Origin of the sequence: Streptomyces sp. NPDC004658 (assembly GCF_040609555.1) — a bacterium.
In the GTDB taxonomy this organism is placed as follows: Bacteria; Actinomycetota; Actinomycetes; order Streptomycetales; family Streptomycetaceae; genus Streptomyces.
Genome location: NZ_JBEXKG010000023.1, coordinates 33,239 through 49,353, shown reverse-complemented (window position 1 = coordinate 49,353; position 16,115 = coordinate 33,239). Strand labels below are relative to the sequence as shown.

Here is a 16,115-nt window from a genome sequence, read left to right as displayed (position 1 = left end):
CGCGGCGGGCGGCCCCCCGCTCAGTCCTCGTGGCCCAGTTGGAGATCCCGTTCCGTACGGCCACCCCCCGCGACCTGCAACACCGTGGCGACCGGCGGGTAACCTGCGGCGATGACGGTGTACTCACCGGAGGAGAGGTCGACGAACCGGAACGTTCCGTCGGCTCCGGTGGTGAGGGTGTCGACGACGTTGCCGGCGGCGTCGAGCAGGGTCACCCGGGCGTCCTCCACGGGCCGTCCTCCGCTCGCCCGGACGGTGCCCTTCAGCACGGCGCCGCCCGCGAGTTCGATGTCCTGCCGGGTCTCCCGGGAGGCCTGCACGGTGACCGGGAGCGCGGCGGGCCGGAAGGCGGGGGCGCTGGCGGCGAGGGTGTACTCGCCCGCGACCAGTTCCGTGATGACGTAGCCGCCCTCGCGCCCGCTGCGGGTGCTCGCGACGACCTCGCCGTGCACGTTGGTGAGGGTGACGGTGGCGTCGCGGACGGGGCTGCCGTCGGCGGTGAGCACGCTGCCGGCGAGGCGGCCGGCGCCGCCGAGGACGACGTCGAGTTCGACGGGGCGTTCGCCGACGGTGACGGAGACGGCCTGCGGCTGGTGCCCGCCGGCGGCGGCGATCAGTACGTACGACCCGGAGCCGGGCGTGCTGAGCGCGTACCGCCCGTCGTCGCCGCTGGCGCCCCGCCCGATCTGCTGTCCGGCGACGTCGATGAGGGTGAGGGCCGCGCGGGGCACCACGGTGCCGTCGGGGTGCTGGACGGTGCCGCAGACGGGGACCCCGGCGGCGTAGGGCGCCCGGGCGCCGGGGATCGAGGCGGTCACGGTCTGCGGCTCCGTTTCGGCGGTGTTGTGGGACACCAGTGGTTTCTCCTTGAGGAAGAAGGCGATGAGCAGGCCGAGCGCGAGCACCGGGACCAGGTAGAGGAAGATCCGGGGCATCGCGTCGGCGTAGGCGCGGATGTAGGCGTCGCGCAGGGCCGGGGGCAGCGCGTGGACGAGCTGCGGGGTGATCGAGTCGGCGGCGGGCAGTCCGGTGCCCGCGCGCGGGGGCAGTTCCTCGCGCAGCGAGGAGGTGAGCCGGTCGGCGAAGAGGGTGCCGAAGACGGCGGCGCCGACGCTGCCGCCGATCTGCCGGAAGTAGTTGTTGGCGCTGGTCGCGGTGCCGAGGTCGGCGGGGCGGACGGAGTTCTGCACGGCGAGGACGAGCACGGGCATGACCAGGCCGATCCCGGCGCCGAGGACGGCCATCCAGACGCTGTAGTGCAGCCGGGGCGTGTCGGTCTGGAGCCGGGACAGCAGCCACATGCCGGCGGTGGCGACGGCGCAGCCGAGCACGGGGTAGATCTTGTAGCGGCCGGTGCGGCTGATGAGCTGTCCGCCGATGATGGAGGCGCCGACGATGCCGGCCATCATCGGCAGCATCAGCAGCCCGGACTCGGTGGCGCTGGCGCCGTCGACCATCTGCAGGAAGGTCGGCAGATAGCTGGCGGCGCCGAACAGGGCGACGCCGATCACCAGGCCGACCAGGCCGCTGACGGTGAAGACGGAGTCGCGGAAGAGCCGGAGCGGGATGAGGGGTTCGGCGGCGAAGCGCTCGGCGACGAGGAAGAGGACGGTGGCGACGAGGGCTCCGGCGCCGAGGCCGAGGATCTGCCGGGAGTCCCAGGCGTACTCGGTGCCGCCCCAGCTGGTGAGCAGGACCAGGCAGGTGGAGGCGGCGGCGAGCAGCAGGGTGCCGAGGACGTCGAGCCGGGCGCGCGTGCGCGGCCTCGGGAGTTTGAGGACGACGGCGATGACGGCCAGGGTGACCAGGCCGAAGGGGACGTTGACGTAGAAGCACCAGCGCCAGGAGAGGTGATCGGTGAAGTAGCCGCCGAGCAGCGGTCCGGCGACGGACGCGAGACCGAAGACGGCGCCGATCAGGCCCATGTACCGGCCGCGTTCCCGGGGCGGGACGATGTCGGCGATGATCGCCTGCACACCGATCATGAGCCCGCCGGCGCCGATGCCCTGGACCGCGCGGAAGGCGATCAGCTGGTCCATGGTCCCGGCGCGGCCGGCGAGGGCGGAGCCGAGGACGAAGACGGCGATGGCGAACTGGAAGACGCCCTTGCGGCCGACCAGGTCGCCGAGTTTGCCGTAGACCGGCAGGCCGATGGTGGAGGTGAGCAGGTAGGAGGTGATCGCCCAGGACATCTTGTCCAGGCCGTGCAGTTCGCCGACGATCTTCGGCAGGGCGGTGGCGACGATCATCTGGTCGAGGGCGGCCAGCAGCAGGGCCAGCATCAGCCCGAGGAACACCCACCGCACCCGGCGGGGCCCGAGGCCGGCGGGCGGCGGGGGTGGCGGCGGCGGCGCGGTCGCGGTCTCCTCGCCGGCGGCCGGTGCCACGACCGGCTCGGGCTTCACCAGTGTCGTCCCGCCCACGTACCGCTCCCCTCGTCAGACCTGTTCACATTTCCCGCGTAAGGCGACAACTGCGAACAACTGCGGCGAGTTACGGCACTCTCCGGTACGGAACGGAGATGCACTCGTACCGGTGACGGGGCCGACCGGCGGTCAACCCCCCTTCACCGGCGGGCGCTTGGGCTACTTCTCGACCTCGGCGGCGAGCCGGGCGAGCAGCGCGTCGTAGATGCGGCCGAGGCCCTTGGGCGCGAACGTCCTCTCGAAGAAGCCGCCGATGCCGCCGGCGCCCTGCCAGGTGGTGGTGACGACCACGCGCGACGCGCCCTCACCGGCGGGGGTGACACGCCAGGTGGTGACCATGGAGGAGTTGCGGTCCTTCTCCACCAGCTCGCCGTCGGTGGGCTCGCTGACGTCCAGCAGGCAGTCGCGCACCCGCTTGCTGGTGGCCTGGAGCTTCCAGTGGACGAGGGTGCCCTCGCCGTCGCCGCCCTCGCGCACCTCGTACTCGCTGAACTGCTCGGGCAGCAGCCTCTGCCGCGTGCCGCGGTAGTCGGCGAGGGCGTCGAACACCTTCTCCGCGTCCGCCGCGACGACCCGCTCCGTAGTGGCCTCGACCTGCGCCATTGCGTTCCTCCACGACCTGGTTCCTCGGGGTTGGGGCAAGCCAACCACCCCGGCGCCCGGCCGCCCAAATCGGGGTTCGCACGATCATGGGAACATGTGTTCTATTGTGTGGGCAGCGCTAGCTAGGAGGCGTCATGCGCTGGGAGAACCTCACAGACGAGAGCGAACACGGCCGGGCCGCCGACACCGCGCTGTTCGGCGCGGACGCCGTGACGACCCGGACGTTCGACACGCCCGAGTTCCAGGGCATCACCTTCCACGAGGTCCGGGCGCGCTCGGTGCTGAACCGCGTGCCGGGCGCCTCCCGCATGCCGTTCGAGTGGACGGTCAACCCCTACCGGGGCTGCACGCACGCGTGCGTCTACTGCTTCGCCCGCAAGACGCACAGCTACCTCGACCTGGACACGGGCATCGGCTTCGACACCCAGATCGTGGTCAAGGTGAACGCCCCCGAGGTGCTGCGCCGCCAGCTCGGCTCCCGCCGCTGGCAGGGCGACCACGTGGCGATGGGCACCAACGTCGACTGCTACCAGCGCGCCGAGGGCCGCTACCGGCTGATGCCGGGCATCATCTCGGCGCTCACCGATCACGCGAACCCGTTCTCGATCCTCACCAAGGGCACCCTGATCCTGCGCGACCTGGACCTGCTGGTCCGGGCGGCCGAGGTGACGGACGTGGGCGTCTCGGTCTCCGTCGGCTTCCTGGACCCCGTGCTGTGGCGCACGGTGGAGCCGGGCACGCCCGCGCCCGAGCGCCGGCTGGACGTCGTCCGCACCTTCGGGGAGCACGGGATCGGCTGCGGGGTGCTGATGGCGCCGGTGATCCCGTTCCTGAGCGACGACCCGGCCCAGCTGCGCGCCACGGTCCGGGCCATCGCGGCGGCCGGGGCCACCTCCGTCACCCCCCTGGTGCTGCATCTGCGCCCCGGGGCCCGGGAGTGGTTCATGGCCTGGCTCGGGCAGCACCATCCGCACCTGGTGCGACGGTACGAGCGGCTGTACGCGGAGGGCGCCTACGCGCCCAAGTGGTACCAGCGCCGGATCACCCGCCAGGTGCACGAACTGGCACAGGAGTACGGCATCGGGCCCGCGCGCGCGGGGGCGGCCCGCCGGATCCGCCCGGCGGAGCCGGCGCCGGCCCCCGCCGAGCCCGAGCCGGTCCAGCTCAGCCTCATGTGAGGACGCCCAGGGTCGTTGGGGGGCATCGCACGGCCCGATCGGGTCAAGTATCGCCGCAACGCGTTCTTCAGGGCCCCGACTCCGGGACGATCCGGCGAGAGCCGTGAGCCTCGCGGTTCGCCGAAGACCTCCGTCCCGGGAGGACCCGTATGAGAACACGCGCAGCCCTGCTGTGCGCAGCCGCGGCCGCCACCGTGCTCGCGGGCTCGGTCACCGCCGCACCCGCGCAGGCCGCCCGGCCCGCGCAGCTCAGCTGGAAGACGTGCGGCACCGCCGACTACCCCACCCTCCAGTGCGCGTCCCTGACGGTGCCGCTGAACCACGCCGACCCCTCGGGCCGGCGGATCACCCTCGCGCTGTCCCGCGTCCCGCACACCGCGCGGGCCTCCCAGGGACCGCTGCTGGTCAACCCCGGCGGCCCCGGCGGCAGCGGTCTGACGCTCGCCGGGTTCGTCGCGTCGTCGCTGCCGAAGAGCGTGGCGGCCCGGTACGACGTCATCGGCTTCGACCCGCGCGGGGTCGGCCGCAGCGAGCCCGCCCTGAACTGCGTGCCCGGCCACTTCAAGCCGGTGCGCCCCGACTCCGTACCGGCCACGCCCGCGCTGGAGCGGGCCAACCTCGACCGCGCCCGGTCCTTCGCCGAGGCCTGCGGCCGGAAGTACGGCGACCTGCTGCCGTATCTGGACACCGTCAGCGCGGCCCGGGACCTGGAAGCCGTCCGCCGCGCCCTCGGCGCCGCGAAGATCAGCTACTTCGGCTACTCCTACGGCACCTACCTGGGCGCGGTGTACGGGAAGCTGTATCCCGGGCGGGTGCACCGCATGGTGCTGGACTCGATCGTCGACCCGACGGGCGTCTGGTACGAGGACAACCTCGGCCAGGACTACGCCTTCGACGACCGGCACCGGGCGCTGATGGCCTGGATCGCCAAGTACGACAGCACGTACGGGCTGGGCAAGGACCCCGAGGAGATCGAGGCCCGCTGGTACGCGATGCGGGCGGCCCTGGCGAAGAAGCCGGCCGGGGGCCGGGTCGGCGCCGCCGAACTGGAGGACACCTTCACGCCGGGCGCCTACTACAACGGCTACTGGCCCTACCTCGCCGAGGCGTTGGCGGCCTGGGTCCATCGCGGGGACACCAGGCCGCTGGTGGAGGCGTACCAGAACTTCGGCGCCGTGGACGCCGAGGGGGACAACGGCTACAGCGTCTACGCGGCGGTGCAGTGCCGGGACGCGGCGTGGCCGCGCGGCTGGGACCGGTGGCGCGCGGACGCCTGGGACGTGTACGCCAAGGCACCCGTGATGGCCTGGAGCAACGCCTGGTACAACGCGCCGTGCGCGTTCTGGCCGACGGCCCCGCTGCGGCCGGTGGACATCACCAACGGCACGCTGCCGCCGGCCCTGCTCTTCCAGGCCACCGACGACGCGGCGACCCCCTACTCCGGCGGCGCGACGGCGCACCGGCTGCTGGCCCGCTCCAGCCTGGTGGTCGAGGAGGGCGGCGGCAACCACGGCGTCACGCTCAGCGGCAACGCGTGCCTGGACGAACACCTGGCCGCGTACCTGGGTGACGGCAGGGTGCCGCGCGGCAGCGGCACGGTGGACGCGGTCTGCCCGAAGTCCCCCGACCCGGCGCCGCCGAAGGGGAAGTCGGCGTCGACGACGTCCCGCGGCTCGACCCTGCACGGCCTCCTGGGCTTCCGCCGCTAGCCGACGGGCTGGGCCCGAGCCACGCGCGCACCCCACGGGAGACCCGGCCCCCCAGGGGCGGGCCACGCGCCCGCGCGACTCCCCCAGCCCGTAGCCGTCGGCCCGCGCGGCCGCGTGCCCTATGGGTGGGGGCCGGGCCTGCGGCGCGGGGCTGGAGGCCTTGTCGGGTGTCCGACGCGTTGCCTACCGGCGGGGCCGGACCTCCTACGGGCTGGGGGGGTGTTGTCAGTGGGGTGGTCCATCATGGGGGCCATGAGCGAACCGACTCGCATCCCCGCCCCGGCCGGGGTGTTCCCCGCCGCCCAGTACACCCATGTGGTGACCGCGGCCGGCCGTCTCGTCGCGGTCTCGGGCCAGCTTCCCCTCGACGAGGACGGCGCGTTGGTCGGGGCGGGCGACCCGACGGCCCAGGCGCGGCAGGTGTTCGCGAATCTGCGGCGCTGCCTGGCCGCCGCGGGAGCCGGTTTCGAGGACGTGGTGAAGCTGACGTACTTCGTCACGGACATGGCCCACATGCCGGCGATCCGCGCGGCCCGCGCCGCCCACATACCCGACGACCGCCTGCCCGCCTCCTCGGCGGTGGCGGTGGCCGGGCTGGTGTCGCCGGAGTTCCTGCTGGAGGTCGAGGCCCTGGCGGTGGTGGCCGCGTGAGCGAGCTGACGGTCCGGGAGATGACCCTCGCCGACTGCGACCGCGTCTCCGAGATACGCATCCGTGGCTGGCGGCACGCCTACCGGGGCCTCATGCCCCAGCGGTACCTCGACGGGCTCAGCGTGACCGCGGACGCCGAGCGCAGGCGGGCCCGCTTCGCCGAAGGGACCGGCTCCGTGGTGAACCTCGTCGCCGAGCGGGACGGCACGGTGGTCGGCTGGGCGGCACACGGGCCGTACCGGGACGGCGGGACGCGCACCGGCGACGCCGAGCTGTACGCGATCTACGTCGACCCGGCCCGGCTCGGCGGCGGGATCGGGCGGGCGCTGCTGGCCGCGTCGGCCGAGCGGTGCCGGGCGTATCCCCGCATGCTCCTGTGGGTCCTCAAGGAGAACGCGCCCGCCCGCCGCTTCTACGAGCGCGCCGGGTTCCGGCCCGACGGGGCCGAGGAGCCCTTCGAGGTGGACGGCGTACCGGTGCCCGAGGTGCGGTACGTGAGGACGCTGGGCGGCTGACCGGACTCAGCTCGGCTGCTGCTCCGGTATCCGCGCCAGCGCGTGCACGGCCGCCTCGGCGAGCGCGGGGTGCGCGAGGGCCTCGGTGAGGACCCGCCGGGCGCGGGCGTCGCCGAGCGCGCCGAGGCCCTCCACGCAGGCGAGGGCCACCCGCCGGTAGGGGTCGTGCGGGCGCAGCCGCCGCTCCAGCGTGGTGATCAGCGCGGGCACGGCCTCCGGTGCGCGCAGGGCGACCAGGAGCCGTACCGGGTGCAGGGCGTAGGCGACGCGCAGTTCGTTGGTGGCGAGGGCGGCCGCGGCGCGGGCCGTGCGCGGGTCGCCGAGCCGGGCGAGGGCGTGGGCCGCGGAGGCGCAGCGCGGCGGGTCGCGGTGGTTGAGCAGCAGCACCAGGGACTCGAAGGCGCGCCGGTCGCCGGCCAGGCCGAGGCGGAAGGCGGCCAGTTCCCTGGCCCACAGCGGCTGTCCGGGCGCGGTGAGCACCTCCGCCAGTTCGTCGTGGTCCCCGGTGGCCAGCAGGTGCTCGAACGCGGCCGAGCCGCCCGACTCCCGCCGTAAGCGCTCCGTGAGCGATCGCAACTCTTCGTCCACGAGGTCCAGCGTAGGCGGGTCGCGGCGGCCGGGGGACCTACATCACAAAGTCGGTTCGCCACCGGGGACTAGCGCGCTCGTTACCGGCCGGTTAAGCTCATACGAGCGAGTAACCCTCTCGCATTTCCGCTGGCGACGGTTTGGTGACGCGGCCGTCGCGAGCGAGCAGGTCGGTTCGGTACGCCGTGTGTACCGCAGGACGACCCGGCTTCGGGACAGAGCCGGTCGGACGTTCCGCCGCTCCCGGGCGTGTGCACGCCCGTGGCACCGGCGCCCCCGGGCGTGTGCGCTCGCAGCCCGGCAACACCCGCACTCTCCCGCCCCGTGGTGCGCCTCCGGCGCACCACGGAGCGCTCCTCGTCGTCACCCTCATTCCAGGAGTCCCGCGATGGCCACTCCCCTGTCCGACTCAGCTCTGTCCCCGCTGTCCCCCCTCAAGACGATCGCCGTCGTCGGTCTCGGCACCATGGGCACCGGCATCGCCGAGGTCCTCGCGAAGGCCGGCCGCGAGGTGATCGGCATCGACATCAGCGAGGCCCGGACCGCGCAGGCGCTCGCCACCCTGGAGGCCGCCACCGCCCGTGCCGTGGCGCGCGGCAGGCTCACCGAGGAGGAGCGCGCCCGGGCGCTGGCCCGGGTCCGCACCGCCACGGACCTCACCGCGGCGGCCGACGCCGACCTCGTCATCGAGGTGGCGCCGGAGTCGTACGAGATCAAGCACCAGATCTTCCGGGAGCTGGACGGCATCGTCCGCCCGGAGACGATCCTGGCGACCGGCACCAACGCGCTGTCGGTGACCCGGCTGGCCGCCGACTCGGCCCGTCCCGAGCGCGTGCTCGGCCTGCACTTCTTCAACCCGGCGCCGGCGATGCGACTGGTGGAGGTCGTCTCCTCGGTGCTGACCGCGCCGCAGGCCGTGGCCGCCGTCACCGACCTCGCGATCGAGCTGGGCAAGGAGCCGGTCGCGGTCGGCGACCGCCCCGGCTTCGTCGCGGACGGGCTGCTGTTCGGCTACCTCAACCAGGCCGCCGCGATGTACGAGGCCAAGTACGCCTCCCGCGAGGACATCGACGCCGCCATGCGGCTCGGCTGCGGCCTGCCCATGGGTCCGCTCGCCCTACTGGACCTCATCGGCATCGACACCGCGCGGACGGTCCTGGAGGCCATGTACGCCGAGTCCCGGGACCGGCTGCACGCCCCCGCCCCGATCCTCAAGCAGCTCAGCGAGGCGGGCCTGACCGGCCGCAAGTCGGGGCGCGGCTTCTACACGTACGAGGCGCCGGGCAGCGGGACGGTCGTGCCGGACGCGCTGACGCCGGCGGCGGACGCCTCGCCGGTCGCGGGCCGCGCGGTGGGTTCGGTGGGCGTCGCCGGCTCCGGCACCATGGCCTCCGGCATCGCCGAGGTGTTCGCCAAGGCGGGCTACGACGTCGTCCTGGCCGCCCGCAGCGAGGAGAAGGCGCAGGCCGCCAAGGCCCGTATCGGCAAGTCGCTGTCCCGCTCCGTCGACAAGGGCCGGCTGACCGCTGAGGCCGCCGCGCAGATCCTGGACCGGATCACGCCGGCGGGCTCCTACGAGGCCTTCGCCGAGGTCGACCTGGCGGTCGAGGCGATCGCCGAGGACCTGGAGATCAAGCGGCAGCTGTTCGCCACGCTGGACAAGGTGTGCAAGCCGGGTGCGGTGCTGGCCACGACCACCTCGTCGCTGCCCGTCGTCGCCTGCGCCCGCGCGACCTCGCGCCCGCAGGACGTGATCGGCATGCACTTCTTCAACCCGGCACCGGCGATGAAGCTGGTCGAGGTCGTGCGGACGGTGCTGACGGCGGACGACGTCCACGCGACCGTGCGCGAGGTCTGCGCGAAGATCAGGAAGCACCCGGTGGACTGCGGCGACCGCGCCGGTTTCATCGTGAACGCGCTGCTGTTCCCGTACCTCAACAACGCGGTCAAGATGGTGCAGGAGCACTACGCGTCGCTCGACGACATCGACGCGGCGATGAAGCTGGGCGGCGGCTACCCGATGGGCCCGTTCGAGCTGCTGGACGTGGTCGGGCTGGACGTCTCGCTGGCCATCGAGAAGGTGCTGCACCGCGAGTTCCGCGACCCCGGTCTCGCCCCGGCGCCGCTGCTGGAGCACCTGGTGGCGGCGGGCTGCCTGGGCCGCAAGACCGGCCGTGGTTTCCGCGAGTATGCCCGCCGCTGACGGCGTCGGCGACTGGTTCCGGACGGAGCCGGACTGGGGCGGACTGCTCGACCCGGGTGGCTCTCCCCCGGCCGCCCGGCCCGGCGGTCCCCCACCCTCCGGGGGTGGGGGACACCCCGGACCTGCGCATCAGGCTGCGCGCATGCAGTACGTTCGGGTCATGTCCCAGCCCGCCAAGTCCTCACGTACACCAGCCACGCCCGACGCGCCGGAAAGTGCCGCAGGCAGTCGTGCCGCCGCCCAGCGGCTGAAAATGCGCCGAGAACTGGCGGCAGCAGCCATGGAGCTGTTCGCGACCAAAGGGTACGAGGCCACCACCGTCGACGAGATCGCCGCCGCCGCCGGCGTCGCCCGGCGCACCTTCTTCCGCCACTTCCGCTCCAAGGAAGAGGCGATCTTCCCGGACCACGACGACACGCTGATCCGCGCGGAGGCGGTCCTCAACGCCGCGCCGGCGCACGAGCACCCGCTCGACACCGTGTGCCGGGGCATCAAGGAGGTCATGAAGATGTACGCGGCGCGGCCGGAGATCTCGGTCGCCCGCTACAAGCTCACCCGCGAGGTGCCCACCCTGCGCGAGGCCGAGATCGCCTCCGTGGCCCGTTACGAGCGCCTGTTCACGCGGTATCTGCTCGGCCACTTCGACGAGCACGCGCACGCCGACGACGCCAACGACGATCCGCTGCTGGCCGAGGTCGCCGCCTCGGCCGTGGTCACCGCCCACAACCACGTGCTCAGGCGCTGGCTGCGGGCGGGCGGCCAGGGGGACGTGGAGGCCCAGCTGGACCACGCCTTCGCGATCGTGCGCAAGACCTTCGGCACCGGCATCGGGGCCGGCCGCGGCACGGCCCCCCGGCAGGCCGCCTCGGCCCCGGCCGCCGCCTCCGAGGCGGGCGAGGTGCTGGTGACCGTGGCACGCACCGACGCGCCTCTGGAAGAGGTCATGCGCACCATCGAGCAGGCCCTCAAGGAACGCTGATCCGCCCTTTCCCGCTGTGACGACGGCCACCCTCCGGGTGGCCGTTTTTGCATGTCAGCGCCCCTTTTGGCACGCCGGGAGAGGCCGTTTCGATCGATCATCGCTCATCTGTCAAGTAAAGATTTCATCTGAGAGCAAGTTCTGGCACTCAGTGCCTTGCGGGGTGACACGCGGTGTCATACGTTGAAGGAGTCCGGGCTGTCCCCGCAGACCATCACCTGCGGCCCGGGCGCCTGCGTCACAGGCAACCTCCCGCGCCACCACGCGCTGCCGAAGCACCACCGAGCCGAACCGACGGCACACCCCTCGAAAACCCTCAGCAGCACTCATCGCAGCACCGACGATCCCTCAGGCGCCCCTCCCTCAGGGCGCTCACCGCCGGAGGCAACACCGTGACCGTGAAGGACATCCTGGACGCGATCCAGTCGAAGGACGCCACGTCCGCCGACTTCGCCGCCCTGCCGATCCCCGAGTCGTACCGCGCGATCACCGTGCACAAGGACGAGACGGAGATGTTCGCGGGCCTGCAGACCCGCGACAAGGACCCGCGCAAGTCGATCCACCTGGACGAGGTCCCCGTGCCCGAGCTGGGCCCGGGCGAGGCCCTGGTGGCCGTCATGGCCTCCTCGGTGAACTACAACTCGGTGTGGACGTCGATCTTCGAGCCCCTGTCCACCTTCGGGTTCCTGGAGCGCTACGGCCGCACCAACGAGCTGGCCAAGCGTCACGACCTGCCGTACCACATCATCGGCTCCGACCTCGCGGGCGTCGTCCTGCGCACCGGCCCCGGCGTGAACGCCTGGAAGCCCGGTGACGAGGTCGTCGCACACTGCCTGTCCGTCGAGCTGGAGTCCTCCGACGGCCACAACGACACCATGCTCGACCCCGAGCAGCGCATCTGGGGCTTCGAGACCAACTTCGGCGGCCTCGCCGAGATCGCGCTGGTGAAGTCCAACCAGCTGATGCCGAAGCCGGCCCACCTCAGCTGGGAGGAGGCCGCGGCCCCGGGCCTGGTCAACTCCACCGCCTACCGCCAGCTGGTCTCCCGCAACGGCGCCGGCATGAAGCAGGGCGACAACGTACTCATCTGGGGCGCGAGCGGCGGCCTCGGCTCCTACGCCACCCAGTTCGCCCTGGCCGGCGGCGCCAACCCGGTCTGCGTCGTCTCCTCGCCGCAGAAGGCGGAGATCTGCCGCTCGATGGGCGCCGAGGCGATCATCGACCGCAACGCCGAGGGCTACAAGTTCTGGAAGGACGAGCGGACCCAGGACCCCAAGGAGTGGAAGCGCTTCGGCAAGCGCATCCGCGAGCTGACCGGCGGCGAGGACATCGACATCGTCTTCGAGCACCCCGGCCGCGAGACCTTCGGCGCCAGCGTCTACGTCACCCGCAAGGGCGGCACGATCACCACCTGCGCCTCGACCTCGGGCTACCTGCACGAGTACGACAACCGCTACCTGTGGATGTCGCTGAAGCGGATCATCGGCTCGCACTTCGCGAACTACCGCGAGGCCTGGGAGGCCAACCGCCTCATCGCCAAGGGCAAGATCCACCCGACCCTCTCCAAGGTCTACTCCCTTCAGGACACCGGGCAGGCCGCCTACGACGTCCACCGCAACCTGCACCAGGGCAAGGTCGGCGTGCTGTGCCTCGCCCCCGAGGAGGGCCTGGGCGTGCGCGACGAGGAGATGCGCGCCAAGCACATCGACGCCATCAACCGCTTCCGGAACGTCTGAGAACCGGGAGGCCATAGATGACAGAGCGTCAGAAGGACCGGCCGTGGCTGATGCGGACGTACGCCGGTCACTCCACGGCGGAGGCGTCCAACGAGCTGTACCGGCGCAACCTCGCCAAGGGCCAGACCGGTCTGTCGGTGGCGTTCGACCTGCCGACGCAGACCGGCTACGACCCCGACCACATCCTCGCGCGCGGCGAGGTCGGCCGGGTGGGCGTGCCCGTCGCGCACCTCGGTGACATGCGCCGGCTGTTCCAGGACATCCCCCTGGAGCAGATGAACACCTCGATGACGATCAACGCCACCGCCATGTGGCTGCTGGCGCTCTACCAGGTCGTCGCGGAGGAGCAGGGCGCGGACATCACCAAGCTCCAGGGCACGACCCAGAACGACATCGTCAAGGAGTACCTGTCCCGGGGCACCCACGTGTTCCCGCCGGAACCCTCGCTCCGCCTGACGACGGACATGATCGCGTACACGGTCTCCCACATCCCGAAGTGGAACCCGATCAACATCTGCAGCTACCACCTGCAGGAGGCCGGGGCCACGCCGGTGCAGGAGATCGCGTACGCGATGTCCACCGCGATCGCCGTCCTCGACGCCGTGCGCGACTCCGGCCAGGTGCCGCAGGAGCGCATGGGGGACGTCGTCGCCCGCATCTCCTTCTTCGTGAACGCGGGCGTCCGCTTCATCGAGGAGATGTGCAAGATGCGCGCGTTCGGCCGCATCTGGGACGGGATCACCCGCGAGCGGTACGGCATCGAGGACCCCAAGCAGCGCCGGTTCCGCTACGGCGTCCAGGTCAACTCGCTCGGCCTGACCGAGGCGCAGCCGGAGAACAACGTCCAGCGGATCGTGCTGGAGATGCTGGCGGTCACCCTCTCCAAGGACGCACGCGCGCGTGCCGTGCAGCTGCCCGCCTGGAACGAGGCGCTGGGCCTGCCCCGGCCCTGGGACCAGCAGTGGAGCCTGCGCATCCAGCAGGTCCTCGCCTACGAGAGCGACCTGCTGGAGTACGACGACATCTTCGAGGGCTCGAAGGTGATCGAGGCGAAGGTCGACCAGCTGGTCGAGGACACCCTCGCGGAGATCGACCGCATCCAGGAGATGGGTGGCGCGCTGGCCGCCGTGGAGTCCGGCTACCTGAAGTCGCAGCTGGTCGCCTCGCACGCCGAGCGCCGGGCCCGGATCGAGTCCGGCGAGGAGAAGATCGTCGGCGTCAACATCTTCGAGGGCACCGAGCCGAACCCGCTCACGGCCGATCTGGACACCGCCATCATGACGGTCGACCCGGCGGTCGAGGCCCGCGTTATCGAGTCCCTCCAGCACTGGCGGGACACCCGCTACCAGCCGCCCTTCAACCACCCGCGCCCCTGCAAGGCACTGGAGCGGCTGAAGGAGGCCGCCAAGGGCACCGACAACCTCATGGAGGCCACGCTGGAGTGCGCCCGCGCCGGGGTCACCACCGGCGAGTGGGCGGGCGCCCTGCGCGAGGTGTTCGGCGAGTACCGGGCGCCCACCGGGGTCTCCTCCGCGCCGGTGGCCGTCGCCGCCGAGGCCGGCTCGGCGCTCGCCGAGGTCCGCGCCCGGGTGGACGCCACCGCCCGTGAGCTGGGCGTCGGCAAACTGCGCTTCCTGGTCGGCAAGCCGGGCCTGGACGGTCACTCCAACGGCGCCGAGCAGATCGCCGTCCGCGCGCGGGACGCCGGCTTCGAGGTGGTGTACCAGGGCATCCGGCTCACGCCCGAGCAGATAGTGGACGCGGCCCTGGCCGAGGACGTGCACGCCGTGGGCCTGTCGATCCTCTCCGGCTCGCACGCCCAGCTGGTCCCCGATGTGCTCCAGCGGCTGCGTGTGGCCGGTGCCACAGATATACCGGTGATCGCCGGTGGCATCATCCCCAACGGTGACGCCGAGCAGCTGAGGCAAGCCGGAGTGGCCGCCGTCTTCACCCCGAAGGACTTCGACATCACCGGGATCATCGGCCGCATCGTCGACGAGATCCGGAAAGCGAACAAGCTCGACCCCCTGGAGGTCCCCGCATGACGACCCCTGTCAACCGCCTTCGCCCGCGGCGCTCCTGCCTGGCCGTACCGGGCAGCAACCCGCGCTTCCTGGAGAAGGCGCAGGGCCTCCCCGCGGACCAGGTCTTCCTGGACCTGGAGGACGCGTGCGCGCCGCTCGCCAAGCCCGAGGCGCGGCACACCATCGTCAAGTTCCTCAACGAGGGCGACTGGACGGGCAAGACGCGCGTGGTCCGGGTGAACGACTGGACGACCGAGTGGACGTACCGGGACGTCGTCACGGTGGTGGAGGGCGCGGGCCCGAACCTGGACTGCATCATGCTGCCGAAGGTGCAGAACGCCCAGCAGGTCGTCGCCCTGGACCTGCTGCTGACGCAGATCGAGAAGACGATGGGCTTCGAGGTCGGCCGGATCGGCATCGAGGCGCAGATCGAGAACGCGCAGGGCCTGAACAACGTCAACGAGATCGCGCAGGCCTCCCCGCGGATCGAGACCATCATCTTCGGCCCGGCCGACTTCATGGCCTCCATCAACATGAAGTCCCTGGTCGTGGGCGAGCAGCCGCCCGGCTACCCGGCGGACGCCTACCACTACATCCTGATGAAGATCCTGATGGCCGCCCGCGCCAACGACCTCCAGGCGATCGACGGCCCCTACCTCCAGATCCGCAACGTCGACGGCTTCCGCGAGGTCGCCGGCCGCGCCGCCGCGCTGGGCTTCGACGGCAAGTGGGTGCTGCACCCCGGTCAGGTCGACGCCGCCAACGAGGTCTTCTCGCCGTCGCAGGAGGACTACGACCACGCCGAGCTGATCCTGGACGCGTACGACTACTACACGTCGGAGGCGGGCGGCAAGAAGGGCTCCGCGATGCTCGGCGACGAGATGATCGACGAGGCCAGCCGCAAGATGGCGCTGGTCATCGCGGGCAAGGGCCGTGCCGCCGGCATGCGGCGCACCAGCACGTTCGAGATCCCGGAGGCGTGACGGCGATGCAGTTCGGACGCACGTACGAGGAGTTCGAGGTCGGGGCGACGTACAAGCACTGGCCCGGCAAGACGGTCACGGAGTACGACGACCACCTGTTCTGTCTGCTCACCATGAACCACCACCCGCTCCACATGGACACCAACTACGCCGAGAAGACGACGGACTTCGGCAGGAACGTGGTGGTCGGGAACTACGTCTACTCCCTCCTGCTCGGCATGTCCGTCCCGGACATCTCCGGCAAGGCGATCGCCAACCTGGAGATCGAGTCGCTCAAGCACGTGGCGCCGACCTTCCACGGGGACACGATCTACGGCGAGACGACCGTGCTGGACAAGTGGCCGTCGAAGTCGAAGAACGACCGCGGGATCGTCCACGTCGAGACCAAGGGCTACAAGCAGGACGGCACCCTGGTGTGCGTCTTCCGCCGCAAGGTGATGGTGCCCACCGAGACGTACATCAAGGAGCGCGGCGGCGAGCAGCCGGGCCGCCCCGAGCTCAAGGAGCAGGAGAAGTAGCC

The 16,115-nt window shown here is 71.7% G+C and carries 13 protein-coding genes; 10 read left to right on the top strand and 3 right to left on the bottom strand.

Annotated features, from left to right (window positions below):
- Positions 1 to 20: 20 nt before the first annotated feature.
- Positions 21 to 2,423: an MFS transporter gene (locus ABZV94_RS11600; protein WP_356339741.1), complete on the bottom strand. Its 2,403-nt coding sequence runs from the start codon at positions 2,421 to 2,423 to the stop codon at positions 21 to 23.
- A 162-nt stretch (positions 2,424 to 2,585) separates the two neighbouring features.
- Complete coding sequence (locus ABZV94_RS11595; protein WP_356339739.1) at positions 2,586 to 3,029, bottom strand: SRPBCC family protein; 444 nt, start codon at positions 3,027 to 3,029, stop codon at positions 2,586 to 2,588.
- A gap of 134 nt (positions 3,030 to 3,163) precedes the next feature.
- Here ABZV94_RS11595 and ABZV94_RS11590 point away from each other — a divergent pair, with 134 nt between their 5' ends.
- The 4 genes from ABZV94_RS11590 to ABZV94_RS11575 all read left to right on the top strand — a co-directional run bounded on the left by ABZV94_RS11590 (position 3,164) and on the right by ABZV94_RS11575 (position 7,082).
- Entirely contained in the window at positions 3,164 to 4,207 is a 1,044-nt protein-coding gene (locus ABZV94_RS11590; protein WP_356339737.1) for an Rv2578c family radical SAM protein, read from the top strand.
- Between the two features lie 149 nt (positions 4,208 to 4,356).
- A complete protein-coding gene (locus ABZV94_RS11585) occupies positions 4,357 to 5,916 on the top strand; it encodes an alpha/beta hydrolase (RefSeq protein ID WP_356339735.1) in 1,560 nt (519 codons plus the stop codon).
- A gap of 252 nt (positions 5,917 to 6,168) precedes the next feature.
- The gene (locus tag ABZV94_RS11580) at positions 6,169 to 6,567 is read left to right on the top strand and encodes a RidA family protein (protein WP_356339734.1); all 399 of its coding nucleotides are present in this window, start codon (positions 6,169 to 6,171) and stop codon (positions 6,565 to 6,567) included.
- Positions 6,564 to 7,082 (top strand): GNAT family N-acetyltransferase, encoded by a 519-nt coding sequence (locus tag ABZV94_RS11575; protein WP_356339733.1) that lies wholly within the window; start codon positions 6,564 to 6,566, stop codon positions 7,080 to 7,082. Before ABZV94_RS11580 ends, ABZV94_RS11575 begins: the two co-directional genes overlap by 4 nt.
- A gap of 6 nt (positions 7,083 to 7,088) precedes the next feature.
- Here ABZV94_RS11575 and ABZV94_RS11570 read toward each other — a convergent pair whose 3' ends face one another.
- Positions 7,089 to 7,670 (bottom strand): adenylosuccinate lyase, encoded by a 582-nt coding sequence (locus ABZV94_RS11570; RefSeq protein WP_356339731.1) that lies wholly within the window; start codon positions 7,668 to 7,670, stop codon positions 7,089 to 7,091.
- A 388-nt stretch (positions 7,671 to 8,058) separates the two neighbouring features.
- Between ABZV94_RS11570 and ABZV94_RS11565 the strand changes: the two genes are divergently transcribed.
- From ABZV94_RS11565 to ABZV94_RS11540, 6 genes are all read left to right on the top strand, one after another.
- The gene (locus ABZV94_RS11565) at positions 8,059 to 9,873 is read left to right on the top strand and encodes a 3-hydroxyacyl-CoA dehydrogenase family protein (protein WP_356339729.1); all 1,815 of its coding nucleotides are present in this window, start codon (positions 8,059 to 8,061) and stop codon (positions 9,871 to 9,873) included.
- 160 nt (positions 9,874 to 10,033) lie between these two features.
- Positions 10,034 to 10,852: a TetR family transcriptional regulator gene (locus ABZV94_RS11560; protein WP_356339727.1), complete on the top strand. Its 819-nt coding sequence runs from the start codon at positions 10,034 to 10,036 to the stop codon at positions 10,850 to 10,852.
- Positions 10,853 to 11,250: 398 nt separating this feature from the next.
- Positions 11,251 to 12,588: a crotonyl-CoA carboxylase/reductase gene (gene ccrA, locus ABZV94_RS11555; protein ID WP_356339786.1), complete on the top strand. Its 1,338-nt coding sequence runs from the start codon at positions 11,251 to 11,253 to the stop codon at positions 12,586 to 12,588.
- A 17-nt stretch (positions 12,589 to 12,605) separates the two neighbouring features.
- Positions 12,606 to 14,633: a protein meaA gene (locus ABZV94_RS11550; RefSeq protein ID WP_356339725.1), complete on the top strand. Its 2,028-nt coding sequence runs from the start codon at positions 12,606 to 12,608 to the stop codon at positions 14,631 to 14,633.
- On the top strand, positions 14,630 to 15,595 hold the full coding sequence (locus tag ABZV94_RS11545) for a CoA ester lyase (protein WP_356121826.1): 966 nt from the start codon (positions 14,630 to 14,632) through the stop codon (positions 15,593 to 15,595). The genes ABZV94_RS11550 and ABZV94_RS11545 overlap by 4 nt, the downstream gene beginning before the upstream one ends.
- A 5-nt stretch (positions 15,596 to 15,600) precedes the next feature.
- On the top strand, positions 15,601 to 16,113 hold the full coding sequence (locus ABZV94_RS11540; protein WP_356339723.1) for a MaoC family dehydratase: 513 nt from the start codon (positions 15,601 to 15,603) through the stop codon (positions 16,111 to 16,113).
- Positions 16,114 to 16,115: the final 2 nt, after the last annotated feature.

What these genes read in the sequence shown, in the direction of transcription:
- ABZV94_RS11595 (WP_356339739.1), bottom strand. Translation starts at nt 3,029, where the DNA reads ATGGCGCAGGTCGAGGCCACTACGGAGCGGGTCGTCGCGGCGGACGCG.
- ABZV94_RS11590 (WP_356339737.1), top strand. Translation starts at nt 3,164, where the DNA reads ATGCGCTGGGAGAACCTCACAGACGAGAGCGAACACGGCCGGGCCGCC.
- ABZV94_RS11585 (WP_356339735.1), top strand. Translation starts at nt 4,357, where the DNA reads ATGAGAACACGCGCAGCCCTGCTGTGCGCAGCCGCGGCCGCCACCGTG.
- ABZV94_RS11580 (WP_356339734.1), top strand. Translation starts at nt 6,169, where the DNA reads ATGAGCGAACCGACTCGCATCCCCGCCCCGGCCGGGGTGTTCCCCGCC.
- ABZV94_RS11565 (WP_356339729.1), top strand. Translation starts at nt 8,059, where the DNA reads ATGGCCACTCCCCTGTCCGACTCAGCTCTGTCCCCGCTGTCCCCCCTC.
- ABZV94_RS11560 (WP_356339727.1), top strand. Translation starts at nt 10,034, where the DNA reads ATGTCCCAGCCCGCCAAGTCCTCACGTACACCAGCCACGCCCGACGCG.
- ABZV94_RS11550 (WP_356339725.1), top strand. Translation starts at nt 12,606, where the DNA reads ATGACAGAGCGTCAGAAGGACCGGCCGTGGCTGATGCGGACGTACGCC.
- ABZV94_RS11545 (WP_356121826.1), top strand. Translation starts at nt 14,630, where the DNA reads ATGACGACCCCTGTCAACCGCCTTCGCCCGCGGCGCTCCTGCCTGGCC.
- ABZV94_RS11540 (WP_356339723.1), top strand. Translation starts at nt 15,601, where the DNA reads ATGCAGTTCGGACGCACGTACGAGGAGTTCGAGGTCGGGGCGACGTAC.